This window comes from Cronobacter condimenti 1330 (assembly GCF_001277255.1).
GTDB lineage: Bacteria > Pseudomonadota > Gammaproteobacteria > Enterobacterales > Enterobacteriaceae > Cronobacter > Cronobacter condimenti.
The window spans coordinates 565697-590304 of sequence record NZ_CP012264.1; the positions used below are offsets into that span (position 1 = coordinate 565697).

General features: G+C 46.1%; 25 protein-coding genes and 1 tRNA gene. 16 read left to right on the plus strand and 10 right to left on the minus strand.

Annotation, left to right across the window (positions count from 1 at the left end; translation table 11 throughout):
• Both AFK62_RS02680 and pepA read right to left on the minus strand, forming a co-directional pair.
• Complete coding sequence (locus tag AFK62_RS02680; protein ID WP_007681886.1) at positions 1-462, minus strand: DNA polymerase III subunit chi; 462 nt, start codon at positions 460-462, stop codon at positions 1-3.
• Positions 463-735: 273 nt separating this feature from the next.
• Positions 736-2247 carry a leucyl aminopeptidase gene (gene pepA / locus AFK62_RS02685; protein ID WP_007681885.1) on the minus strand — a complete coding sequence of 504 codons (1512 nt, stop codon included), beginning with the start codon at positions 2245-2247 and terminating at the stop codon, positions 736-738.
• 268 nt (positions 2248-2515) lie between these two features.
• Between pepA and lptF the strand changes: the two genes are divergently transcribed.
• From lptF to AFK62_RS02710, 5 genes are all read left to right on the plus strand, one after another.
• Positions 2516-3628, plus strand: a complete 1113-nt coding sequence (gene lptF, locus AFK62_RS02690; protein ID WP_007681884.1) for an LPS export ABC transporter permease LptF — start codon at positions 2516-2518, stop codon at positions 3626-3628.
• Positions 3615-4697, plus strand: coding sequence for an LPS export ABC transporter permease LptG (gene lptG / locus AFK62_RS02695; protein WP_007681883.1), 1083 nt, complete (start codon positions 3615-3617; stop codon positions 4695-4697). Before lptF ends, lptG begins: the two co-directional genes overlap by 14 nt.
• Before the next feature lie 68 nt (positions 4698-4765).
• Complete coding sequence (locus AFK62_RS02700; protein ID WP_007681876.1) at positions 4766-5221, plus strand: hypothetical protein; 456 nt, start codon at positions 4766-4768, stop codon at positions 5219-5221.
• 72 nt (positions 5222-5293) lie between these two features.
• Positions 5294-6931 carry a dihydroxyacetone kinase subunit DhaK gene (locus tag AFK62_RS02705; protein ID WP_007681875.1) on the plus strand — a complete coding sequence of 546 codons (1638 nt, stop codon included), beginning with the start codon at positions 5294-5296 and terminating at the stop codon, positions 6929-6931.
• 188 nt (positions 6932-7119) lie between these two features.
• Positions 7120-8787: a hypothetical protein gene (locus AFK62_RS02710; protein ID WP_053531697.1), complete on the plus strand. Its 1668-nt coding sequence runs from the start codon at positions 7120-7122 to the stop codon at positions 8785-8787.
• Positions 8788-8886: 99 nt separating this feature from the next.
• Here the strand turns inward: AFK62_RS02710 and ahr are convergent, their stop codons facing one another.
• Positions 8887-9906 carry an NADPH-dependent aldehyde reductase Ahr gene (gene ahr, locus AFK62_RS02715; RefSeq protein ID WP_007681871.1) on the minus strand — a complete coding sequence of 340 codons (1020 nt, stop codon included), beginning with the start codon at positions 9904-9906 and terminating at the stop codon, positions 8887-8889.
• 324 nt (positions 9907-10230) lie between these two features.
• On the opposite strand from ahr, the gene AFK62_RS02720 reads away from it, so the two are divergent.
• Positions 10231-10638, plus strand: coding sequence for a hypothetical protein (locus tag AFK62_RS02720; protein ID WP_007681870.1), 408 nt, complete (start codon positions 10231-10233; stop codon positions 10636-10638).
• Positions 10639-10724: 86 nt separating this feature from the next.
• Here the strand turns inward: AFK62_RS02720 and AFK62_RS02725 are convergent, their stop codons facing one another.
• Entirely contained in the window at positions 10725-11102 is a 378-nt protein-coding gene (locus AFK62_RS02725) for a hypothetical protein (RefSeq protein WP_226991962.1), read from the minus strand.
• A 625-nt stretch (positions 11103-11727) separates the two neighbouring features.
• Here AFK62_RS02725 and AFK62_RS02730 point away from each other — a divergent pair.
• The 10 genes from AFK62_RS02730 to AFK62_RS02770 all read left to right on the plus strand — a co-directional run bounded on the left by AFK62_RS02730 (position 11728) and on the right by AFK62_RS02770 (position 20467).
• Positions 11728-11812: transfer RNA gene (locus AFK62_RS02730), tRNA-Leu, on the plus strand.
• Positions 11813-12001: 189 nt separating this feature from the next.
• The gene (locus AFK62_RS02735; RefSeq protein WP_007681868.1) at positions 12002-13252 is read left to right on the plus strand and encodes a tyrosine-type recombinase/integrase; all 1251 of its coding nucleotides are present in this window, start codon (positions 12002-12004) and stop codon (positions 13250-13252) included.
• Positions 13253-13363: 111 nt separating this feature from the next.
• Positions 13364-14176, plus strand: coding sequence for a DUF6387 family protein (locus AFK62_RS02740; protein ID WP_007681866.1), 813 nt, complete (start codon positions 13364-13366; stop codon positions 14174-14176).
• 166 nt (positions 14177-14342) lie between these two features.
• Positions 14343-14558, plus strand: coding sequence for a helix-turn-helix transcriptional regulator (locus AFK62_RS20760; RefSeq protein WP_032984947.1), 216 nt, complete (start codon positions 14343-14345; stop codon positions 14556-14558).
• 20 nt (positions 14559-14578) lie between these two features.
• Positions 14579-14878 (plus strand): hypothetical protein, encoded by a 300-nt coding sequence (locus tag AFK62_RS02745; RefSeq protein WP_032984946.1) that lies wholly within the window; start codon positions 14579-14581, stop codon positions 14876-14878.
• Between the two features lie 295 nt (positions 14879-15173).
• Positions 15174-16376 (plus strand): tyrosine-type recombinase/integrase, encoded by a 1203-nt coding sequence (locus tag AFK62_RS02750; protein WP_001725342.1) that lies wholly within the window; start codon positions 15174-15176, stop codon positions 16374-16376.
• Positions 16369-17673, plus strand: coding sequence for a tyrosine-type recombinase/integrase (locus AFK62_RS02755; RefSeq protein WP_053531698.1), 1305 nt, complete (start codon positions 16369-16371; stop codon positions 17671-17673). Before AFK62_RS02750 ends, AFK62_RS02755 begins: the two co-directional genes overlap by 8 nt.
• Positions 17670-19544, plus strand: a complete 1875-nt coding sequence (locus AFK62_RS02760; protein ID WP_021518351.1) for a hypothetical protein — start codon at positions 17670-17672, stop codon at positions 19542-19544. Before AFK62_RS02755 ends, AFK62_RS02760 begins: the two co-directional genes overlap by 4 nt.
• A gap of 14 nt (positions 19545-19558) precedes the next feature.
• Positions 19559-19945 carry a hypothetical protein gene (locus tag AFK62_RS02765; RefSeq protein WP_001062149.1) on the plus strand — a complete coding sequence of 129 codons (387 nt, stop codon included), beginning with the start codon at positions 19559-19561 and terminating at the stop codon, positions 19943-19945.
• Positions 19946-20041: 96 nt separating this feature from the next.
• The gene (locus AFK62_RS02770) at positions 20042-20467 is read left to right on the plus strand and encodes a hypothetical protein (RefSeq protein ID WP_032984063.1); all 426 of its coding nucleotides are present in this window, start codon (positions 20042-20044) and stop codon (positions 20465-20467) included.
• A 52-nt stretch (positions 20468-20519) separates the two neighbouring features.
• On the opposite strand, the gene AFK62_RS02775 is transcribed toward AFK62_RS02770, so the two are convergent.
• The 6 genes from AFK62_RS02775 to AFK62_RS20770 form a co-directional block, all read right to left on the minus strand.
• On the minus strand, positions 20520-20834 hold the full coding sequence (locus AFK62_RS02775) for a hypothetical protein (protein WP_008322889.1): 315 nt from the start codon (positions 20832-20834) through the stop codon (positions 20520-20522).
• 18 nt (positions 20835-20852) lie between these two features.
• Positions 20853-21239 carry a hypothetical protein gene (locus AFK62_RS02780; protein ID WP_001078959.1) on the minus strand — a complete coding sequence of 129 codons (387 nt, stop codon included), beginning with the start codon at positions 21237-21239 and terminating at the stop codon, positions 20853-20855.
• 41 nt (positions 21240-21280) lie between these two features.
• Positions 21281-21553, minus strand: a complete 273-nt coding sequence (locus AFK62_RS22745) for a hypothetical protein (RefSeq protein WP_007666384.1) — start codon at positions 21551-21553, stop codon at positions 21281-21283.
• A gap of 224 nt (positions 21554-21777) precedes the next feature.
• The gene (locus tag AFK62_RS02785; RefSeq protein ID WP_007666382.1) at positions 21778-22950 is read right to left on the minus strand and encodes a relaxase/mobilization nuclease domain-containing protein; all 1173 of its coding nucleotides are present in this window, start codon (positions 22948-22950) and stop codon (positions 21778-21780) included.
• The gene (locus tag AFK62_RS02790; RefSeq protein WP_032984061.1) at positions 22919-23293 is read right to left on the minus strand and encodes a hypothetical protein; all 375 of its coding nucleotides are present in this window, start codon (positions 23291-23293) and stop codon (positions 22919-22921) included. Before AFK62_RS02790 ends, AFK62_RS02785 begins: the two co-directional genes overlap by 32 nt.
• Before the next feature lie 146 nt (positions 23294-23439).
• Complete coding sequence (locus AFK62_RS20770; protein WP_007666379.1) at positions 23440-24603, minus strand: reverse transcriptase family protein; 1164 nt, start codon at positions 24601-24603, stop codon at positions 23440-23442.
• Positions 24604-24608: the final 5 nt, after the last annotated feature.

Below are 24608 nucleotides of genomic sequence, written 5' to 3' on the forward strand. Positions count from 1 at the left end.
CTACTGTGTCGTTCCGGGCGCCGTGAAGGTGGCCGTGGTCAAGTGGAAACCGGCGGCGCGATAGGCTTTGTAGCGTTCGCGCGCCAGTTGTTTCTGGGATTCGTCGTAAGGTACGAAGTCTACCACTTCATAGAAAGCAGTGGCAAAAGCTGCAAACTCGGGCAGCAGGCTTATCAGCAGCTCGCGCGGGCTGCTGCCGCGTTTTTGCGGCCAGGCTATCTCTACCGGCGCGCCGCCGCGTGGCCCTTCGCCCGCCAGATTGTGCGGTACGAAGCTGTCCGGGTCGCGTTTCCAGAGCGCTTCATCGATGCGGGTCGCCTGGGCTTCGTCGACGCAGGCAATCAGAATGCGTTTGCCTGAGCGCCAGCGCTCTGCGGCGACGTTGCACACCAGCGCTTCCTGCGCGCTCAGTCCGTCGACGTGCGTGTCGTTATCAAGCAGGTAGAACGTTGCGTTTTTCATGAGCTATACCCGTGGTCTTTCACCTTGCCTCGCTGTTGGCTGCTTGTCTTGATTCTGGCCTGAGGATGGCGGGTGGCGCTACGCTAACCCGCCCTACGGGGTTTTGCCTCGCCGCCGTCGTGCAGGGAGGTGTTTGGTAAGGCGGGTAAGCGACGCGCACCCGCCGTTTTTACACACGCCGCATAGTTTGCGTAGGGCGGGTAAGCAAAGCGCACCCGCCTTTTACCTTAACACAAGGCGATACCCTCTCCCCAACGGAGAGAGGGCCAGGCTTTACTCTTCGCCGTTAAACCCGGCGCGGTTCAGCAGGAACTGCGACAGCATTGCCACCGGGCGGCCGGTCGCGCCTTTGGCTTTGCCGGAGCGCCACGCGGTGCCGGCGATGTCCAGGTGCGCCCAGTTATATTTGCGGGTAAAGCGCGACAGGAAGCACCCTGCCGTGATCGCCCCACCAGGACGGCCGCCGATATTCGCCATATCCGCGAAATTGGACTCCAGCTGCTCCTGGAATTCATCCGCCAGCGGCAGACGCCAGGCGCGGTCGCCCGCCTGCTCCGACGCGCCGATAAGCTCATGCGCCAGCGGATTGTGGTTCGACATCAGCCCGGTAATGTGATGGCCAAGGGCTATCACGCACGCGCCGGTCAGCGTCGCGACGTCAATCACCACTTCCGGCTCGAAACGCTCGACGTACGTCAGCACGTCGCACAGCACCAGACGGCCTTCGGCGTCGGTGTTCAGCACTTCAACCGTCTGGCCGGACATCGTGGTCAGTACGTCGCCTGGACGATACGCGCGCCCGCCAGGCATGTTCTCGCAGCCCGCCAGCACGCCGATGACGTTTACCGGCAGGTTCAGCTCCGCCACCATGCGCATCACGCCGTACACTGCCGCCGCGCCGCACATGTCATATTTCATCTCGTCCATCCCTTCGGACGGTTTGATTGAGATGCCGCCGGAGTCAAAGGTCAGCCCTTTACCCACGAGAACAATCGGACGCGCGTCCGGCTCGCTGCTGCCTTTATATTCAATCACCGACATCAGGGATTCGTTCTGGGAACCGGCGCCCACCGCGAGGTACGAATGCATGCCCAGATCTTTCATCTGCTGTTCGCCAATCACGCGAGTGACGACGTTCTTGCTAAAAGAGTCTGCGAGCTGGCGCGCCTGCGAGGCGAGATAGGCAGGGTTACAAATATTCGGCGGCATGTTGCCGAGATCTTTGGCGGCTTTGATGCCGGAGGCGATCGCCAGACCATGCTGGATAGCGCGTTCGCCGCTGGTCAGTTCGCGGCGGGTCGGCACGTTGAACACCATTTTACGCAGTGGACGGCGCGGCTCGCTCTTGTTGGTCTTGAGCTGATCGAAGCTGTAGAGCGTCTCTTTTGCGGTTTCCACCGCCTGGCGCACTTTCCAGTAGGTGTTGCGACCTTTGACGTGCAGCTCGGTCAGGAAGCAGACCGCTTCCATCGACCCGGTATCATTCAGGGTGTTGATGGTTTTTTGAATCACCTGCTTATACTGCCGCTCATCCAGCTCGCGTTCTTTGCCGCAGCCGATCAGAAGGATACGTTCTGACAACACATTCGGAACGTGATGAAGCAACAAGGTCTGGCCCGGTTTGCCCTCCAGCTCGCCGCGACGCAGCAGGGCGCTGATATAGCCGTCGCTGATTTTATCGAGTTGTTCGGCGATGGGAGAGAGACGGCGCGGTTCAAAAACGCCTACGACAATGCAGGCACTGCGCTGTTTTTCCGGGCTCCCGCTTTTTACACTGAACTCCATGCACTACGCTCCTGAATCTTAAAGACAACGGCGGCGGCTACAGATAGAATTGACGATTCGTAACTCTTGCTCCGCTGTTGCGATGACTTCGTGTTAATCTTAACGAATGTTGTTTTGGTTTCGGCTCGTCAGCAACGCTTGAAGCGCGAAGCCGTTAAGATATGTAATCTTAGCGATCTTTTCGACGACTCAAGAGAATAAATGACGTTTAAGCCATGAAACAAGCGATTTTCCTGCAAAAAGACTCGTATTCACAGGCGTATTTAATGTGATAATCATAAGATATCTGGTTCGGGAGACGCTCAAAAGCCAACTGGCGATTTTGTTCATCCTGTTGCTGATCTTCTTCTGCCAGAAGCTGGTGAGAATTCTTGGCGCGGCGGTGGACGGCGATATCCCGACTAACCTCGTGCTCTCTCTGCTCGGTCTGGGCGTGCCGGAAATGGCGCAGCTCATCCTGCCGTTAAGCCTGTTCCTCGCGCTCCTGATGACGCTCGGCAGGCTCTATACCGAAAGTGAAATCACCGTGATGCACGCCTGCGGGCTGAGCAAAGCGGTGCTCGTGAAAGCCGCCATGGTGCTGGCGCTGCTGACCGGTATCGTTGCGGCAGTGAACGTTATGTGGGCCGGCCCATGGTCGTCGCGCCATCAGGACGAAGTGCTCGCAGAGGCGAAAGCCAACCCCGGTATGGCCGCACTCGCGCAGGGCCAGTTCCAGCAGGCGACCGACGGCAACGCGGTGCTGTTCATCGAAAGCGTGGACGGCAGCAAATTCAAAGACGTGTTCCTGGCGCAGCTGCGTCCGAAAGGCAACGCGCGTCCTTCTGTGGTCGTGGCTGATTCTGGCGAACTCTCGCAACGTAAGGATGGCTCGCAGGTCGTGACGCTCAATCAAGGCACCCGCTTTGAGGGCACCGCGCTGCTGCGCGATTTCCGCATCACTGATTTCAAAGATTACCAGGCGATTATCGGCCATCAGGCCGTGGCGCTGGACCCGGACGACGCCGAGCAGATGGACATGAAAACGCTCTGGCAGGCGGATTCCAAATCGGCGCGCGCCGAATTCCACTGGCGGCTGACGCTGGTCTTCGCGGTGATCGTCATGGCGCTGATGGTCGTGCCGCTCTCGGTGGTTAACCCCCGTCAGGGCCGTGTGCTCTCGATGCTGCCCGCGATGCTGCTTTACCTTATCTTCTTCCTGCTCCAGACCTCGCTGCGCTCTAACGGCGCGAAAGGCAAGCTTGATCCGATGATCTGGATGTGGGCCATTAACCTGCTTTATCTGGCGCTGGCCGTGGCGCTGAACGTGTGGGACACCGTGCCGGTGCGCCGCATTCGCGCCCGTTTTGCGCGTCGGGGAGTGATCGATGCTGGGATTTAGCGTTCTTGACCGGTACATCGGCAGAACAATTTTCAACACCATAATGATGACGCTGTTCATGCTGGTGTCGCTGTCGGGCATCATCAAGTTCGTCGATCAGCTGAAAAAGACCGGCGAGGGCAGCTATACCGCGCTCGGCGCCGGGACGTACACCCTGCTCAGCGTGCCGAAAGATATCCAAATCTTTTTCCCGATGGCCGCGCTGCTTGGCGCGCTGCTGGGGCTGGGGATGCTGGCGCAACGTAGTGAGCTGGTGGTCATGCAGGCCTCCGGCTTCACCCGCATGCAGGTGGCGGCCGCGGTAATGAAAACCGCAATCCCGCTGGTTATTTTTACGATGGCCATCGGTGAATGGGTCGCGCCGCAGGGCGAACAGATGGCGCGTAACCTGCGCGCGCAGCAGATGTACGGCGGTTCGCTGCTCTCCACTCAGCAAGGCATGTGGGCGAAAGACGGCAGCAACTTCGTCTATATCGAACGCGTGAAGGGCGAGAATGAGCTTGGCGGCATCAGCATCTATTCCTTTAACGAGAAGCGTCGCCTGCAGTCAGTGCGTTACGCCGCCAGCGCGAAGTTCGACCCGGAACACAAGCTGTGGCGTCTGTCGCAGGTGGATGAATCGAACCTGAAAGATCCGAAGCAAATCACCGGCTCGCAGACGGTCTCCGGCACCTGGAAAACCAACCTGACGCCAGACAAACTCGGCGTAGTGGCGCTCGACCCGGAGGCGCTGTCGATTTCCGGTCTGCGTAATTACGTCACGTATCTGAAGGCGAGTGGTCAGGACGCCAGCCGGTATCAGCTCAATATGTGGAGCAAAATCTTCCAGCCGCTCTCGGTGGCGGTCATGATGCTGATGGCGCTGTCGTTTATCTTCGGGCCGCTGCGCAGCGTACCGATGGGCGTGCGTGTCGTCACCGGTATCAGCTTCGGCTTTATCTTCTACGTGCTGGACCAAATCTTCGGGCCGCTCAGCCTGGTGTACGGCATTCCGCCAATCATTGGCGCGCTGTTGCCGAGCGCCAGCTTCTTCCTGATAAGCCTCTGGCTGCTGATGAAACGCGCCTGACGCTTTTCGCACTCCCCGAGGCTTAGGGGAGTGCGTTTTTACTCGCTTTTCACGTTCGCAGGGAAGCCATGAAAAGACTCGCCTCGTTGTTACTCCTTTTCTTTTTTTATCTTACTTTTGTCCCAGAAGTGCTCGTCTTTCTACTGATAGTAGGCACTTACTTTTACTTTCGGGATCCGCTGTCATGGCTGCTTGCCGAAGGCGGGCTGTTTGCGTTACTGGTGCTGCTTTTTGTCCTGCTGGCGCGCCATGTTGACAAACGTAGCCTGGCGGTTGGTGTTGTGACTCGTGGCTCTGCGCAGGAAGCCGAGGCCGACGAGGTGCTGCATCTGTTTAACCTGGGTGGGCACCTGTTAATGGCGATAATTACCGCGACAGTGCCGTACTTCATCATCAGCTTTTTTATCTTTGAAGGGCGCTTCGCTTTCTGGCTGCACACCGTGTTTCTGGCTGCGATGTTAGTATGCGTTTACTTCGCTGATCGGTGGCTCAGTCGCCTGCAAACGCGCCGTGGCTATGGGTAATACGGGCTCTGAGCGCCGCTTGCCTGCGAAACGGCTATGCTTTGCATACCGTTCACTGATTCGCAGGAAACCATGTCCAGATTCTTTTTTGACGACCGTAAAAGTCTTATCAATGATGCCGTTGACGGCGTCATTCTCTCTGCCCGCCATCAGAACCTTACCCGCCTTGATATCGACCCGGCCATCCGCGTAGTGGCGCGTCGCGACTGGGATAAAAGCAACGTTGCGGTGATCTCCGGCGGCGGCTCCGGCCATGAACCCGCGCACGCCGGATTTGTCGGTAAGGGAATGCTCACTGCGGCGGTATGCGGCGATCTGTTCGCCTCGCCGAGCGTGGAGGCGGTACTGAACGCAATTGTCGCCGTGACCGGCGATCGCGGCTGCCTGTTGATTGTGAAGAACTACACTGGCGACCGGCTGAACTTCGGCCTGGCGGCGGAGAAAGCCAAACGCCATGGACTGAAAGTGGAGATGGTGATTGTTTCCGACGATGTGGCACTTGCGGATAACAAACAGCCGCGCGGCATTGCGGGAACGGCACTGGTGCATAAAATTGCCGGTTTCGCCGCCGAACAAGGGAAATCGCTCAGCGAGGTGCGGGCGCTGGCCCAGCAGGCGAGCGACGCAGTGAAAAGCCTCGGCGTGGCGCTACAGACCTGCAACCTGCCTGGCAGCCAGGATGACGAAGGGCGCATTCAGCCGGACGAAGCGGAGCTGGGGCTCGGCATTCACGGTGAGCCCGGCGCAAGCACTATCAGCACGCAGAACAGCCGCGAAATCGTGGCGATGCTGGTGGAGCGCCTGACGCCGCATGTGCCTGCCGACGCGCGTCTTGCGGTGCTTATCAATAATCTCGGCGGGGCCTCCACGCTTGAGATGGCGCTGCTGACCCGCGAACTGTCGCGCTCGGCGCTCAAAGACAAGCTTGCGTGGCTCATCGGCCCGGCGCCGCTTGTGAGCGCGCTTGATATGAAAGGCTTTTCGCTTTCCCTGTTACCGCTGAACGAGACCTTCGAACAGGCGCTGACTGCGCCGGTAGAGACCGCAGGATGGCTGCCCGCAGTGCCGTTTGGCGAGGTGCCTGCCGCGCCGCATCCGCTGGTGCGCGACAGCGTGTCGGCCACGCCGTCTGATAATCCGCAGGTGCGGGCGTTCGTCAAAAACGCCACGGCGACACTCATTGCGCTGGAAGCGCGGCTTAACGCGCTGGATGCCCGAGTGGGCGACGGCGATACCGGTTCGACGTTTGCCGAAGGCGCGCGGGATATTGCGCAGAAGCTTGCGGATAACCAGCTTCCGCTGAATGACGCCGCGGCGCTGTTGCAGCTTATCGGCGAGCGTCTCGCAACGGTGATGGGCGGCTCCAGCGGCGTGCTGATGTCGATTTTCTTTACCGCCGCAGGCCAGAAGGTGGCGGATGGCGCGCCGCTGCCCGATGCGCTGCTGACGGGGCTTGCGCAGATGAAACATTACGGCGGCGCGGCGCCGGGTGACCGGACGCTTATTGATGCGCTGCAACCGGCTCTGGAAGCCCTGCAACAGGGCGATCTCACCGCCGCCGCAAAGGCCGCGGAGCAGGGCGCGAACGCCACCGCGCAGATGGGGAAGGCCAATGCCGGGCGCTCATCCTATGTGGGGAGTGATAACCTGGAAGGCGTAGAAGATCCCGGTGCTGTTGCGGTCGCCGAAGTGTTTAAGGCGATGTTATAGGCGCTACAGGAAAGAAACTGCGGGTGGTGCTGCGCCACCCGCGGTCAACGCCCGCCCCACCATAATCGGGAGCATAGTCACCCGCTTCGCTATGTTAATATTCTGTTTCTTCACCTTTGACCCACGATGAGCAGCCCTGGCTGACGGCGGCCTGCATTTCACGGATCCACTCCGCCTGAGGAAACATCATGAAAGACGCCTGGCTTGCCGCCTGCGACACCACCATCCAGACCTTTATCCGCGATTCGACGCGCCTTGAACCCGGCGAGCTGAAGGTTGTGCCTCTTGAGTACATCGATTTCCATTATCAGATTGGCCTGCAACTGCATTTCAACGTAAAAACCGAGACCGCAAACCAGGCGGGCCGGGTTTCCGCACGTCAGGATCTTGAGGTCTGCCGCACGCGCCCGGATTACGAACGCGCCATGCAGGCGCAGACCAGCGCGGTGCTCGCCCGTGACAAAACGCTGGATGAGGCGCGTGCGTCGCTGCTCTCGCGGCCCTATGGCAACTGGCACGAAGAAGAGTGCGTCTATTTTCACCCGCTCCGCGTGTGCCTGACGGAGAACTGCGATAACTGCCACGGCAAAGGTGCCGTCAGATGCGGCAGCTGCCACGGTTCTGGTAAAACCTCGTGTTCCGGCTGCGGCGGCAGCGGGCAGGTAATGCGCCAGCGCAGCTATTACGACCATTACACCAAGCAGAACCGCACCGAGAACTACTACGAGCACTGCTCCGGCTGCTTTGGTAGCGGCAAAGTGCGCTGCAGCAGTTGCGGCGGATCCGGCGATAAACAGTGCGGGCCTTGCAACGGTACGGGCGTGATGTCGTACATCACCTCGCTGATGATGACCGCCACGCCGGATTATCAGCTCATTTATCCGCAGGCCGACGTGCCTGAGTTTATCCGCGAGGCGTTATACAAGCCGGGCTTACCCGCGCTGGGAAGTTACGGCCCGGTCCAGCACGCTCACGATGATGTTGATTATGTCCGCCGCGGCGTATCGGTGCTTTATAACGCGAGTGTTCCCTTTGGCCGCCTGGAAAGCCCATTACCAGAGGCGGGCGTTGAACCTGTCCGTTGGATCCTCTACGGCGTGACGCCGCGTATTTTCGACGCCGGGCACGTGTTGCAGACGCTTTTGAAAAAGGATCTCGACATGCTGGTGCGCCAGGCGAGACCGGGGAAATTGTTCAACCCGTGGGTGGGCCTGGGCAGCCGTAAAACGGTACAGACGTTTATGGAGTCTGAGGCGCATCAGGCGATGTTGCTGGAGCATAGCCGCGGCAAGCGAGGCGACGCGCTTCGCGAGGCGCTCAACCGCGCGTTTGCGACGCCTTATCTTAATGAGGCGCTTATCAGCCTTGGCAAGATAGTCAGCGCGGTGCAACGCTGGTCGGTTATCAAGTGGAGCGCCTTTACCGCCCTGCTGATGTATCTGTTCCTGCCGACGCTGGTGGCGTATCTGCGCCAGGGCATGATGGACTTTGAACACGGGCGTATTTATCTCACGGTCCCTGTCGGGTTACAGAGCGTGGAGCAGCTGCAATACTCGCTGATGGGCATCGCGAGCGTGCATGGTGTCGCGATGGCGTGTATCGCGCCGGTCGGCATGATCGTGGGTTATCTGTGGCGTAAAAGCTGGTTAAAACGCCGCTTTGGCCGTCCGCTCGCCGCCTGGAGCCTGCAACAGCAGCGTCTGCGCAGCCGCTGGATAATCGGCTCGCTGCTGACGCTTGTTTTCGCGACGGGTCTGCTGTTAGCAGCGCCGGTCTGGATAACCCAGGACGAGATGCTGTTTGGCGTGGTGCCGGTGCATGAGGCGCTTCAGCAACTGGCGCAACTGAGAAGATAAGCGCAGGCGCCACCGTCTTTTAACGCCACGCGTTAGGCGACGAACATCTGCTAAATAATAAAGGCGCCGTGCGGCGCCTTTGTTTTTGACTTGCCGATCTTAGAAATCCGCTTTCAGCACGACGCGGTAGCGCGCTTTGCCGTCGCGCACGTGTTGCAGCGCCTCGTTGATGCGAGACATCGGGAATTCTTCGGTCTGCGGAGCCACTTTCGCGCGTGCGGCGAGCTTCATCAGCGAGCGCAGCTCGTGCGGAGAACCGGTCGCGGAGCCGGTCACGCTGCGATCGCCCATGATGAGTGAAAACGCCGGGACTTCGAACGGCTTCATCACCGCGCCGACGGTATGGAAATTCCCGCCCCAGGCCAGCGCCTGGAAGTACGGCATCCAGTCGAGCGACACGTTCACGGTGTTAATAATCAGGTCGAACTGCCCGGCCAGCGCTTCAAGCGCTTTCGGGTCACGGCTGTTCACTACCTTATCCGCGCCCATCGCCAGGATCTCCTGCTCTTTCGACGGGTTCGAGCTGAACGCGGTCACTTCACAGCCCATCGCGCGCAGCAGCTTAATGGCGATATGTCCGAGGCCGCCGATACCGATAACGCCGACGCGGCTGGTGGCGGTGATGTGATGCATCAGCAACGGTTTGAATACCGTGATACCGCCACACAGCAGCGGACCGGCAGACGCGGCGTCGATGTTTTCCGGCATCGGGATCACCCACTGCCAGTTTGCGCGAATTTTATCGGCGAAGCCGCCGCGGTTCAGGATAGTCGGCACGCTGCCGTGCTGGCAGTTCACCTGGTTGCCGCTGATACACGCATCGCAGTGCTCACAGCTTGACGCTGTCCAGCCGATACCGACACGCTGGCCCACTTTCAGGCCCTTATTCTGCGCGCTGCCGCCCAGTGAACTCACGCGGCCAATCACCTCGTGGCCCGCAATCAGCGGATACGCTGAAATGCCCCATTCGTTGTCGATCATCGAGAGATCGGAGTGGCAGATGCCGCAGTACTCAACCTCAACCTCCACATCTTCAGGCTTCAGTTCGCCTGCGTCGTACTCATAGAGCTCAAGCTCTGCGCCAGCTTTATGCGCGGCGTAACTTTTGATGATGGTCATCGCGGTTTCCTTTGTTGTGATTATCCCGGAGATTGTAGAACATTCAGGTTACAGAGGCTGTTCACACACTGAGCATGGCTCAAAGTGTGAAAGGAGGCCGTTTATTCATACAATCAGTCAGGTGCTTTACCAACATCAAAGTGTCTATAGGCAGGCGACAGACGGGAACGGGGCAAGCCGCTGCTACTGCCCAACGCATTCCCGGGGCTTTCTGATAAGGTAAGCGTAATTAGCGTGTCACTCTTGAGCGATTTGCGGATTACCGCTTACCGTTATTGTGTAACGTATTATGATTTTGATGGGTCGTGAATGCGGCTACAACGAATGAACGAGAATATTTATATGGGGCCTTCCTTAACAGAAGTTATCGCTTTCATACGTGAGTTTTCAGGTTGTCGTCGTGAAGCGATCGATGAAAACACGCGTCTGGAAAAGGATCTCCATATTACCGGTGATGACGGTGTGGAGCTTCTTGAAGAAGCAGAAAAAGTGTTCTGCGTGAGTTTCGAGACACCTGATGAAGATTTCAGAACGCTATTCTCCCTTAGTGATAATGAATACCTTTTTAACAGCGAAGGTTTAGGCTTAATAGATATAGGTTATTTCTGGCGTTGGCTTCACGGGCGGCCTCAACCCGTGGTCTGCGATCTTTCTGTAGGTAAATTACATCAGGTATTGGTTAAACTACGTCGTGAAAACCAGGAGAAGCATCCCCCAGCGCCGACAGAGTAATCTTTTTATATGCTGTAAAGAGATTCTTTCTGTCGGTTTTTTTCCTGAAGGGGATGTTCAGGTTGGCATTATCTTATTGAAAAAAATTAACAGGTTTCATAATCCAGATAATAAAAATCAGCAGGCTTTTCAGGGTTTATTCTGATCCTGATAGGCGTGCCGGGGACAAATTTTTCTCTGTCAGTCACCCAAAATATCACACCTCGCTTTGACGTGATCTTCTTACCGTCATAAGCGTATTCCAGAGATAACACTGCGACTAAATGATTATTGATGCGCTGATATTGATCGTAAGTGACTTCAGTCATTATCGCATCAACGTCAACGCCATTCTCTTTAATGTATGCGTCATATATATTACGTTCTCTGATACCACTGATGACATAAATGACAAAGCACAACATTACTAGTGGAATAATCCAGGCTAGCTTAGGCATTATGTAAGAGAGAAACTCCAAGATCATGTACGGCGAATCCTTCATTTTTATAAAAAACCGAGCCATCATATCACTTCTCCTAAAACGCTGTACAATATTGTGATATACAAAACGTTTTTATTCAGTGATGGCAGGGATTCAAGTTTGGGATTAATAGTTACTGTTACTAAAGAACAGTATCAAGACTATGAGGATACGTTTTTAGCAATTCACATGTACATAATACCCTCTCTAAATTATAAATAACGGAAACCAGTTTTTTGTATTCTTCACTATTGATAATAACCTTGATGATGTTGTGATAGCACAGCATCTGCGCTTAATAATTGTCAATATCTCACTTTTTTAAAATGGTTTAAGTGGCGCATCTTACTTTATACGGCGTGAACACGCTGGTTTTGACATGGAGCAGGTTACGTCATTTTGATCGTTGCTTCGACCGGGCGGTGACAGCGCTAATGTAGATGTGAGGGGCTTTTCCGAAGTGCATCACGCCACCGCAGTCGTTTTGTAGTATGTACAAGGAGCAATAAGGAAGAAAAGACGATACGCTATGCTGAAATTTTCAGCACTCGACAGGTCGCTGCAAGAGCGCTGCTTGCATGACGGCACCTAAAAGGTATAATCCCAACGTTTTCCGCATCCCTTCCGTGCCGGAGTGGCGAAATCGGTAGACGCAGTTGATTCAAAATCAACCGTAGAAATACGTGCCGGTTCGAGTCCGGCCTTCGGCACCATATAAAGCTTTTTTCAAGTCTACTAACGTCTACTTTAGTCCATAAAAACAGTAAGTTAAGCAGATTTCTGACTTTTCTTAGTCTGTCCACGTCTACTCAATTCCTTGAACATATACCAACTGATGATGGTATAACTGATGGTATTCCCGGTTCGATTGATTTTGGTACCAACACTGGAGGTATCAACTGATGGCTCTCACCGATATCAAAGTTAGGACTACCAAGCCCTCCGACAAACCTTTCAAACTCACAGATGGGCAGGGTATGCACCTGCTGATCAACCCCAATGGTTCAAAATACTGGCGACTCCAATACCGTTTCGATGGCAAACAGAAAGTTTTAGCATTGGGTGTTTATCCAATGGTCTCTCTTGGTGAAGCTCGCAGGAAACGAGATGAGGCCAAAAAGTTGGTATCTGATGGTATCGACCCTTCTGAGAAGAAAAAAGCAGATAAGATTGAGCAAAGCGAAGCCCTAACATTCGAAGCTGTTGCAAGGGACTGGCATACTGCCTGTAAAAGGAAATGGTCAGATTCCCATAGTGAGAGAGTTCTAAAAAGCATGGAAGATGGTCTCTTTACTGCAATCGGTAAAAGAAAAATATCCGAGCTTAATACCAGAGATCTTCTTGCACCTATCAAGGCTGTTGAAGCTTCCGGGCGATTGGAAGTTGCTTCCCGCCTACAGCAAAGAACAACGGCTGTGATGCGATATGCTGTACAGAATGGGCTGATAGATTACAACCCTGCTCAGGAAATGGCAGGAGCTATTGCTGTAGCCAAAAGAACCCACAGGCCAGCTTTGCCATTCGAACGATTCTCTGAACTTTTAGAACGAATTGATAACTTCAAAGGTAGAAAACTCACGAAGTTAGCTGTGAAGCTTACATTACTCATTTTCATTCGTTCCAGTGAACTCAGATTCGCAAGATGGTCGGAGATCGACTTTGAAAATGCGATGTGGACTATCCCTGGAGAACGCGAGCCATTGCCAGGGGTCAAACATTCGCACCGTGGTTCGAAAATGCGAACTCCACATCTTGTTCCTTTGAGTTGTCAGGCATTGGCTGTGCTGACGGAAATCAAAGAGATCAGTGGTGACCATGAACTCGTGTTTATTGGTGATCATAATTTCCGCAAACCTATGAGCGAGAATACAGTTAATAAAGCTTTGCGAGCTATGGGCTACGACACTACTGTTGAAGTCTGTGGACATGGATTCAGGGCTATGGCTTGTAGTGCTTTAATTGAATCCGGTTTGTGGTCGAAAGATGCTGTTGAACGGCAAATGAGCCATCAGGAGCGTAACTCAGTTCGTGCTGCGTACATACATAAAGCAGAGCACCTTGATGAGAGAAAGCTTATGTTGCAGTGGTGGGCCGATTACCTTGACCTTCTTAGAATACGACAAGTTTCACCATTTGATTTTAAAAATATTTAACTATGAATAAGTAGTTAATTAATCGCTCTCCCTTATCAATCTTGTTAAGGGAGAATTAATTCAAATAAGCAGTGTTAACTCATTCATGCTTTGAAACCTGTGGAGGGATTAATGAAAGTAGTAAGCCCTTATGAAGAATTAAAAAGCTGGTTTAGTCTCGAAAACTATGAGCAGTTAAAATCACTTACAATCAAAGAACTGTATACGGAGCTTGCCTTTAGAGAAGCGATTTTCGACAGTGTAAATTTTGGATGGGAAGATGATAATCAAAATTTAAGGTCTATCCTTGAAGGTAATCCTATTTTAAGCAGACAAGATAATAATAATCATGGTCATTTTGACAAGGGCCAAAGACATGTTGCGCAGGTTAGCTTTGGTGATATAAAAAAATTAGAGAACAAGTTAATAATGTTTAGCATGGATTTTTTTGAAGAAAATGGCGAATTCAAAAAAGAGTTGAAAAAGAAACCAATAACAAAAACTATGAGAGACTTTTTTCTTAACCAAAATAGCAGCAAGATGTATGTTTCATTTGATTTAGGAATGTCCAGCGATGAAGAAATTATAACAGCTTTACAAACGATGCTACCCATTCTCAGGAAAGAATATGAAATTGAGCCAGTAAAAACAGAAAAAATTGGACTGGCAAAAATAAGAAAACTTGTCGATTACAATATTATCCCAATGATTGATCTATTGATTTGGGCAAAATTTAAAAAAGTAAAAATCTCAAATATGGTCTTGTCTCGTGTCTTGTATCCCGACTTTACAAGTGAGATCAGAGGAGAAGATCACATTAAAGATACAGACAGGCCAGTTGCAGAGAAGTCATTGAATGGAGAAACAACCCGTAGTCTCGAATATTTTATCAGCAAAAACAGCCATCTCGTCAACATACCGATTTCTGAACTCGGCTCTTTCTAGTTGTAAATCATCATGTTAATTGTCAAGGGGAGGGCGTAAATATTTTTCTTCCCCGGAATTTCCTTTCATTCTTCCCTCATCTAACTTTTCAGTTATCAGCATTCCCTTCATAGATACAAATCTGTGTGGCTAATATCTCCGTAACGGAAACGGAGGAGACAGCCAAATGAATACAACCGATACAACCAATCATAGCTTAATTCGTTTACCAGAAGTCTTGAAACGAACTGGTTTCGGCAAGGCCTGGATCTATCGTCTGATCAGTGAAGGTCGGTTTCCGGCACCAGTGAAGATCGGGGTTCGTGCCGTTGCTTTCGTCGAAAGTGAGATTGATGCCTGGATTCAGTCTGTTATCGAAACAAGTCGAAATAATGTTGCTTAGTTAATTTAGGGAGACATGTTATGAATATCGAAGAATTTGTGAGTGAAGATAACCATATGTGCAATTTATGCGGAGATCTTTTTTATAAGATCTTTGACCAAGAAGTGATTTATGACTTACCCAATAACGAGTTTAATAAAGAAATTATTTACTGGCTCAGTCAGTACCTTGTAGGAAATTTGAGAGAACCTTTAGACTCAATCTCTGAGCTTAATGCTTCCAAACAGATATATGTTTACGAGACTTGGTTTTCTCTAATTAAATGTCCTGATGAAATGAAACTCTTAGCGAAGCGGATAATTTTATATCTATTGGACTAAGAGCTTTTTATGAAAATGTAAAGTTTGGCTGCATAATTTATCTTAAAACTTTACAGAATAACTTACATTATTTTTATGACCGTTTATTAGCAAGGCAGTGAGATAGTTTTCGAAGTATTAAGTGTATATAATAATAACTAGATCTACCAGATGATAATTTGACAGGAATAAACATCTATCTCACTGTTTTAATTTAACTAAATGGCTTAATCAATTCAAATAAATTTGTAAATCTACGAAATGCTTATTATTAATATATTGGAATTATACTTTTTGTAAAGTTTAGGAGGAAAATATGCGTAGTATTTGTGTGGATTCTTTTATGTTCGAAAATGGTGAGAGATATTGTCATATCGTAAATAAAAATACTGGTGAACCATTGTATTATCCTAACTTGTATATAACAACACAGGTCAGGAATCGGTCAGAGTCTATATCAACAATGAAGGTTATTGCCGGTAGCATTTCATTGTTATATCGATTCTTTATGAGGAAAGAGATCAATATTGATGAAAGAATTCAGAAAAGGATATTTCTGGCTCCTCATGAAATTGAAGATTTGATCGAATTCACTTCATTCAATTTTCGAGATGGCGAGAATGATAATTTTAGAAGTTCAAATGTCAAAAAACCAACTAAGTACTTTCGGATAACAACCATAGCTAACTATCTGGAATGGCTGTGCAAAATACATCTTTCTCATACAGGACAGAAGGATACTCTCAAATATATTTTAGATTTCATTAACAACATAAAACGAAAGAAACCGAGAAATAATGATAAATATAATATGGATATAGAAAAAAGTTTAAATAATGAACAATTGGATTCTTTGTTTAGCATTCTTGCACCGGGTAGCAAATTAAATCCTTTTTCAGAAAAAGTGCAAAAAAGAAACAATCTAATATTCCTGCTATTACACTGCTTTGGCCTGAGAGCAGGTGAACTTTTGAATCTGCGAATTGGTGATATAGATTTTGCAGAATCGACAATTGCAATAAGAAGAAGAGCAAATGATAAAACAGATCCGCGAGTGTATCAGCCTTTAGTTAAAACTTGTGAGAGGAAATTAATTGCTGATAAAAAGCTCATGTTTGAAATTTCAGATTATATTCTGAATGATCGAAGAAACATAAAAAATTCTAACAAACATGATTTCCTGTTTATTACTTATAAGGAAGGAAAAACTCAAGGGCAACCTATTTCATTTTCTTCATATCACAAAGTGGTGAGTGTTGTTCGTCAATCCTCCTCACTTCTAGGGGGATTGACAGGTCACAAACTCAGACATACATGGAATTATGAGTTTTCGAAAGCAATAGACAAGAATCAGGACATATCCGATGAAAAAGAGCAACAAATCCGTTCTTATCTCATGGGATGGCGACCGGGTTCAGAAACTTCAATGATTTATAATCGCAGGCATATTTATGAGCTATCGAAAAAAACTGCACTTGAACAACAAGAGCAACTATTCAAAGGAGAATTTGATGAATAATTTAATTAAAAATAAATCTGATAAAATGTCTTTGCATGAACATAAAATCGTCAGTTCGATTGAAAATAACGGAATCAATCTTACAAACTTAATATATGCTATGAACGAAAATTTGGTTTGTGGGTTTGTATATACAGTACAATATTATTTTAATAGCAACAGCTATTTGTATGTGAAAAATATTGTTAGAAATATGGAGAGTCTTATCCGTAAACTATCTCCTACTCATATTGATGATAAGGTTCTAATTGAATATCAAAATAAGAAATTATCAAAAGCCTCAGCATCATTTCGCGTTTTACGACCATTTTTGATTAAATGGTTTGAGTTAGGATATCCAGGAATAGATGAAAGTGCGGTAGAACTGTTAAAGCATTTGGACCTAAAAATAAAAAAATCTGGTCAGTCTGTGCTTCAAGATGATCCAACAGAGGGACCATTAAATAAAGAAGAACATACTTCTTTGATTAAGGCTATGAATCATGCATATAGAAAAGGTGAACTGTCACTGCCACATTATGCAATATCACTATTGATCAGTCTTACAGGTAGAAGACCTCAGCAGTTAGTTATGTTGAAATATAAAGACCTTCTTCAAAAGAACTTAGATAATGGCAAAGTAGAATATGTAATTTCAGTGCCACGAGTAAAACAACGGGGTAAAGAACTACGATATCGAGAGCTTGCAATAATATCAGAGGTTGCATCAATTGTTCAATTGCAAGCTAATCAATCAGTGAAACTTGTTGAGCAAGCTCTTGGAAAAACTCTTGATGATTATTCTAAACGAGAAGTTCCTATTTTCTTAAATGAGGAAAAACTCTCAGATTTATCCATAACAGGTTCAATTCTTCTGGAATATAATAAATTATATGCGAAGCCTACAATTGCTAATGTAGCATTGAAAAGTATTGTTAATAATGGGAATGTAATATCCAACCGTACCGGTTCGATACTAAATATTACTCCTCGTAGGCTTCGTTATACAATAGCAACTATGCTGGCTAAGAATGGGCATAATGTTAATACTATAGCTGAATTATTGGATCATTCATCTACTTCAAGTGCGGGGATTTATATTAAAAATCATGCTGACAGTGTTGAAAGGATTGATTCCGCTGTTTCAGAACAATTGTCATTTGTCGCTGATATTTTTATGAACGGAATCAAATCGAAAAAGAGTAGTCATTTCAAATTTTTTTCTTCAAGTAGATGCCAGAGTCAGAATTCAGGATTCCCTTGCAATCAATGTATATTTTTTATTCCGATTGATCGCAGTGAGGTGAATCAACTATGAATAATATTATTTTGTTCAAATCAAAAAAACATATTCTTGTAGAAGAAAATTATAATGAGTTTATAAAATTTTGTCGCTATCAACTGCCCGGACTAACCCAAACTCAGGATTGGGAGCAGTATGCCTGGAAAGGATATGTAACATTTAGAAAAATAGGGGTTGGAAATAAAGTCTTTGATTCCATTGATGCAATGCACGAAGATTATATCAATTTTGCGAAAGCATATATCAGATATCAACACTCATTGAAACCATTGAAAAATTATGGGGTTATTATGATGGCCTTGCGATGTCTCGAACAGGCCCTTTTGCAGGTTCAGAACACTGGTCTCATTTATAATGTTACAGCCGTTGTTTTCGATGAGGCAATGCAGATCGGGAGTAAATATTTTGAAGGTAACGTTTTAGCTAAATGTGGAATACAGCTTGAAAAAATATCAAAGTTTCTATGTGAACATAATCTTGTGAAGTCAGGATATATCTCATGGAAAAATCATGTAAAACAGAAAGTCAAAAACAATTATCTTCCTGAGATTGAGGATTATCACCGAAGCGATAAGTTACCAGATGAAGAGGCATTACTCGCTATTGCTGATATTTTTTCACAAAATGATGAGTTACTGAGTCCAAGGGATAAGTTCACCAGTTCAGTATTTGCACTTCTACTTTGTTGTCCGAGCAGAATCTCTGAAATTTTAGCCTTACCTGCTGATTGTGAGATTACACAAATAGATGGCAAGGGTATCGAAAGATATGGGTTGAGATTTTATTCGGCAAAAGGGTATGGTCCTAATATCAAATGGATTCCACGGGTTATGATACCAGTTGCAAAGAAAGCGATTAGAAGATTACTTTCCTTATCACAACATGCAAGAGCACTTGCTCACTGGTGCGAAAAGTACCCGGATAAATTTTACCGACATGAGCTTTGCCCAACAGTTGATGAAAAAGCTAAATTGACCGTTGTACAAGTTTGCCATGCACTGGGATATCATTTATTTGATCATAAATCATGTGTTTTAAAAATTAAAAGAACGAGTTTGGATGGTGGGAAAAGCTTCTTAAACCACAATGATTACAACTATTCATTGAGTGATTTGTGGGAAATTATTAGTTCTAATTTTAGCAGAGACTTTCCATGGTATGATAAAGAAAAATCCATAAAATTTAGTAATGCTTTATGCTTGCTCAATACTGATCAATTTTCTTTATCAAGAATGACTTCAATTTTCACATTTTATAAGCCTACTAAAAGTTTCTTTTTCAGTGACATACAAAGAAAAAAAAGCTATGAGATGAATTATAAAAATATATTTTCCCGATATGGATATTATGATGATGAAGGTAAACCACTACTTATTCGCTCACACCAGCCACGGCACCTTTTAAACACAATAGCCCATTATGGTGAAATGTCTGAACTGGATATAGCTAAATGGTCTGGTCGTATCAATGCGAATCAGAACAGAGTTTATAACCATGTGTCGGAAGAAGATATGTTAGATAAAATCAAAGCTATTAAATTGAATAGGAGTAATTACTGTCAAAGGGAGTCAATACCCACAAATGAATTGACAATTGATTTTGATAACCTTAATCAAGGTGCAATACACTTAACTGAATTTGGTTACTGTGTACATAACTATTTAATCAAGCCTTGTGCAAAAATTAATCATCTTATTGAATGTGATAATGAAACACCGGACATTAACTCAGTAGATAGAATTAGACTGCAATCTGTCCGAGAGAAAGTAATGCAATTAAAGAGAATAACTCAGATCGCTTATGAAAATGGTGATTATGGTGCAGACAAATGGTTGCAACACCATGAAAAAAATTTGGAAAGAATTAATAAGCTTTTGAATAATTAAAACAGGAGATACTTATGGCAAAACATTTGAACAGGAGTGAAATAAAAGCAATTAAACACATTATACTGACTTGGGACGGTAAAATCACATGGAGTGATTTATGTGAATCAGTGTATAAGAATCTAAACAGAACTATCACAAGGCAATCTTTAAGTGCTCATGATGAAGTTGTTGAAGCATATAGAATAAAGAAAAGTTTGTCCAATTTGAAAAAATCTGGTCTAAAGAAACCAGCTAACTTAACTATTGCGGCACAACAAATAATAAACCTTAAAGCCGAAAACGAAATGTTGAAAAAACAGAACAATAGATACAAAGAGCAATTTAGCTATTGGCAGTATAATGCTTATAGACACGGTCTTACTATGGAACAGTTGAATAGGCCATTTAATAAAAAATAATATTTGATAGGTTACACCTATTGACAAGTTTAATAAATGCGATAAATATAAATATATGGTCAGGAAGACTATTTAACTAATGCAAGGATGCATTTTATGGACAAAAACATTATCTATCCAGAGTTTACTCTGGAAGAGCAACTTATCATTATCGTCGATAAATATATCTCAAAACGATACCAGCCAGGTGATAAAAGTTTCTCATATCAACTTTACCTAATTTTTGTGGGATACCATTTAAAATATTTCTACCCTAAAAGGATTTATTCCAAATCCAATCAAAATATTGATAACATAATGACTATGTTTAGCTCGGTATACAAAAGTCTGACAAGCAATCTTCTACAACGATTAAATAACAAAGAAGGAGTTATTAGGGAACTAAACTCGCTTGTTAATTACATAGATAACAATCAAGAAAAAGCAGAGGAAATCTATGCTACTGTCAGAGCACAATATGAAATGAAAGTAATTGAGAAAGAGTTAACCCATGAAGTTCGCGTAAGAACCGTCAGGTTATAGGCAATAAAAAGCCCCTAAGCAGGGGCTAAAAAAGACTTATTGATACAGGCTACTACTGAACTTCTTTCCAGATACCATCTGCTTTCACAAGCTTAACAGGTTTTGTCTGTTTCATATTACTAATAGAGGCATCGACAATGCAGTTATAAACATTATTTGCTTCTTCTGTGCAGCTAACTTTCTTCACATAATCGATTCTTAAAAGATCTTTTTCTGAAACTCTTGAATCAAAAGCTTTCATACTGGCATTTGATTTATCTACAACACTTTTGAAAGCATTGTATATATCGTCTTGCGATGGTTCACTGTTACATGCGGTTAGAAGAAATGAGGTAAGAATAACTGTGAGGATTGAGTATATTTTCATTTTCTTATCCAAAAATAATTAATTAAGAATACCAGTTTTGGTGTTGTTGTTATCAGAGGAGAAAGTCCATTTACTTACGGTCTCTCCCTTGAAGTCGATCTCAAGAGTTTTAGACTGAGTCTGAGAACCGCCAGTAAACAGCCCCACAACAGGAATGAAAGTCGTTGCATTGAACTGATTGTTAGACATGAAATATTTCCATTGCTCATTTCCGTCATCGAGTGTGGTTCTTGTATCAGGCTCACCTAACTTAGTGAGTAATTCAGTCTTAGTTGTTTTGTTTTTAATGATCTTTGACTGGAGGCTTTGTGGTGTTTCGTTTTTAAGGTTCTGGTTCCCTGATGTTGAACAGCCAGAAAGCAGGAAGACAATAATAAAAAAAGAGGACGTTATAAATCGGTTCATTTACTTTCTCATTTTATGTTTGCGGTTGTGTGAAATTAATTTCACCGTATAAAAACAACTCTGTCTGCATACATTCTTTTGATTTTATAGATAAGAATAATGATGCTTACGAAAAACGTAATGACTGATACAAGAGTGCTGCCGGTCCACGAAAATGCTAACCACGCGAGACCAAATGCCACGAATTGAAACAGGAATGCCACACTGAGCGGGCTTTCACCATAAGCGACCTTTGCATGACAGCCTTTGCAAATCCGCACACCATGAGGACTTTGTGTAAAGCAGAACGGGCACTTTATTGTTTCGTTTTCCATAGCTATCCCAATCTGGAAGATTAAATGGTGCGTTTACAGAGATTCTCGATGACCGACTCGCTTTAGTAAAATTGCTTGTACCGATCGATGGTTGTTGCTTGATAGGTATTATCTATCATAACTAGTTTATCGATCTGTAATAACGATCAATATTTTCTTGACTAAACACAAATCTACTACTAGAGAATAGAGTGTGGTTACGAAAGGGGTTAACAACTAGCTGTCTATAAACGAATTTTTCTCGCCTTGTTTAAAGGTTTCATTGCGGAGATATTTGAGAAGGTCATATGGGTTTTGTGAAGAATGCTCTTCCCATAGCTTCTGAGAAGCTCTGCGAGCCTTCTGAGAAATGGAATCCAGCCGATAAGCCTGAGATGCTTTTGCTGTTGTACTGAGTTTTTTTGAAGAATCTTTTCTACGATTTCGTTTCTTCTGTCTTCTTTGAGTCGTAGTTCGAGTTCAGCAATTTTTTCACTGATACTTTCCTTTCTCTCAGTGTTTTTCAAAACTGTTGCAGGAGCAGGAGCAGGAGCAGGAGCAGGAGCAGGAGCAGGAGCAGGAGCAGGAGCAGGGATAACTTCCTTTGTCGCTCGCAGAGCTTCTATGTGGTCGGGGTTGTAGTTAAGCCGATTACTGAGATTTGACCAAGAGTAGCTTTTACCTAATTGCGAAGCTTTGAAAGCGATTCCTGCATATTCGAATGAAAAGCCGTTCATCTTACCGGTAGAGGCAACATTAACCTTCCAGGATACTTCTGCTTGTTCCAGCCTCTTGATAAAAGTCAAAAGGTCAGGCTTATCAGCCAAACTACTATCAATGGTCCGTTGAAGAGATTTCTTCGTGCAGGGAACCCCAGTCCGTTCTGATAGCATTTGTTCGTTGCGAGAGATTCGTTTCCGCTTCGGTTGTTTATTTGAGATGGATGGTGCTGTCTTGGTCACTGTCAGACCGTGAGTGATTTCGAGTTCACTAATGATCCGGGTGCTGATGAGGTTTTCATTCTTGCCCAAGTAAAGCTTACCACCGGCCATGTCAATCCTGCTTGCAATGATATGTATGTGCTGGCCGGCAGAATCGTCATGTAGAACATAGCAGCGGAGATGGGTCTCATTGAACCCCAGCTTCTTCATATAGTCGTCAGCTATCATTGCCCATTGGTCATTCGATAATGATTCACCATCAGGTAAGCGAAGCGAGTTGTGCCAAACAGGTTTCTGGGCATCTGGCCGAAGCTGTTTGGTGCCATCAAATTCAGCAATCAGTTCAAGAGCGGAGCCACCCAGCATATTGCCCCCAATTACGACTGGATCGCTTTTATGATGTACTCCTGGCTGCAATGCATAACGAACAACACCAGCGAAGCTCTTACCCCTTTTGATCTTCTGCATACCCTTCATAGGGTTTGCTCCATATGTCAGCATTTAGCAGGTGCTGGCGAAGCTCTTGCAGTTGTCGTTTGACAGCGAAAAGCTCTGTATGAGTAAGCTGGCTATCTTTACTCTTACTGTCGATATGGAGAGAAATACGATTCAACTTTTGTGATATGTCAGACAATTTTTTCCAGGCTTCAGTATTAATTGTCGGTACTACTGGTGGCAGGTTTTGCAGAAATAACATGCGGAGCCATTCACCTTTACTTTTATTACCTCGTTTAATATTTAAAATCTGTAATTCATTGTTGTTGAGTCGAACACTTATGCAATGTATTCTAATTCTGTCATCTGATCTTAATTTAGCCATATAAGTTCCTTTTATATGATTTAATATGATTAATGATAGTTATTATTTCCCATTAGTCAATAGCAGAACGGTTTTGATATATGGGTTTAATGTGCTAAAAATAAATCCCTCTGAAATAAAGTATTCAAAGATTCCCTAAATTAAAGTTAAGGATGCTCTATTGAAACAAACTTTTGACTAAACTCCAGCCATCTTGCATTATCAACATCCTTTACAAAAGCAATCAGACCTGCGACATGATTGTAAAAGCCAATTGGAGAGTCAAATTTTTCATGTCTTGCAACTTCTGATAGACCAAATTTTTTTATTGAGTAAAGGTGGCGTTCAATACGTTTATAAGTTTGTTTAGACAATCGAGGGACATTGCCATCAACAAGTAATCCTAAAACTATTTTTTTTGAGCCAGGTCCAGCTACTCTTATTTTGCTTACGTTTTCTTTGAAATGGTGCTTACGAATGATGCTGATAATGTTATTTTTTATTTTTCCAACCGAAACACTGTCGGGTAGAGTACCACCGCAGGATAATGTTATATCATCAGCATATCGAGTATAAGTGAAGCCATATTTATTAGCATATTCAGATAGAGAAATATCTAACTTTACAGTGGCTAAATTACTAAGCATTGGGCTACTCGGTGCCCCTTGAGGTAGCACTCCTAACGGCCATGGTTCTGATATGTCCCAAAAAAGGTTCTTCTCTTTATTTTGTCCGTAAAGCTTATATTCCTTAGTTGAGTGCTTAGGAACAGAAATTAGAGATTGTAAATGTTGTGGTAAACGTATAGTTGTGCATAGCCTTGATAGTTCAAATGCTATTAATGGCCGATATCCAGCATTTTTAAAAACCATATAAACATCAGATTCATTTATTGAATAAAAGAAATCGGAAATGTCGAATTGGAAGAGCCATTTAGCACCACAATGCTGTTCGGCACATTTTCTGATGCCACCATTAGGATGGAAAGCAAAAGAAGTATTATGGGGAACTAACTTTTTTAATATTTCACTATTGATGAAATGCTGTACTTTAAATATCTCGCCAGTTACAGCATGAATATGGCGTCTTCCACCTGAACGTTTTTTTATAGCAAACATGCGATAATTTGCTGATTCACGGCGGCGTGATACAGTGGATCGTAGCAAGCGATAATCAACACCAGTAATTTTTGAAAGATGGCGTAATGTAAAAATTACAGGGAGATTATTTTTCTTCAGATTACTTGCATAATTTCTTAAATTTAGAGCCTGTGTCTTCCCTAAGGATGACTCTGCATTTTGATAAAGTTGGTGTGCTGACCAGATTTCCATTCACC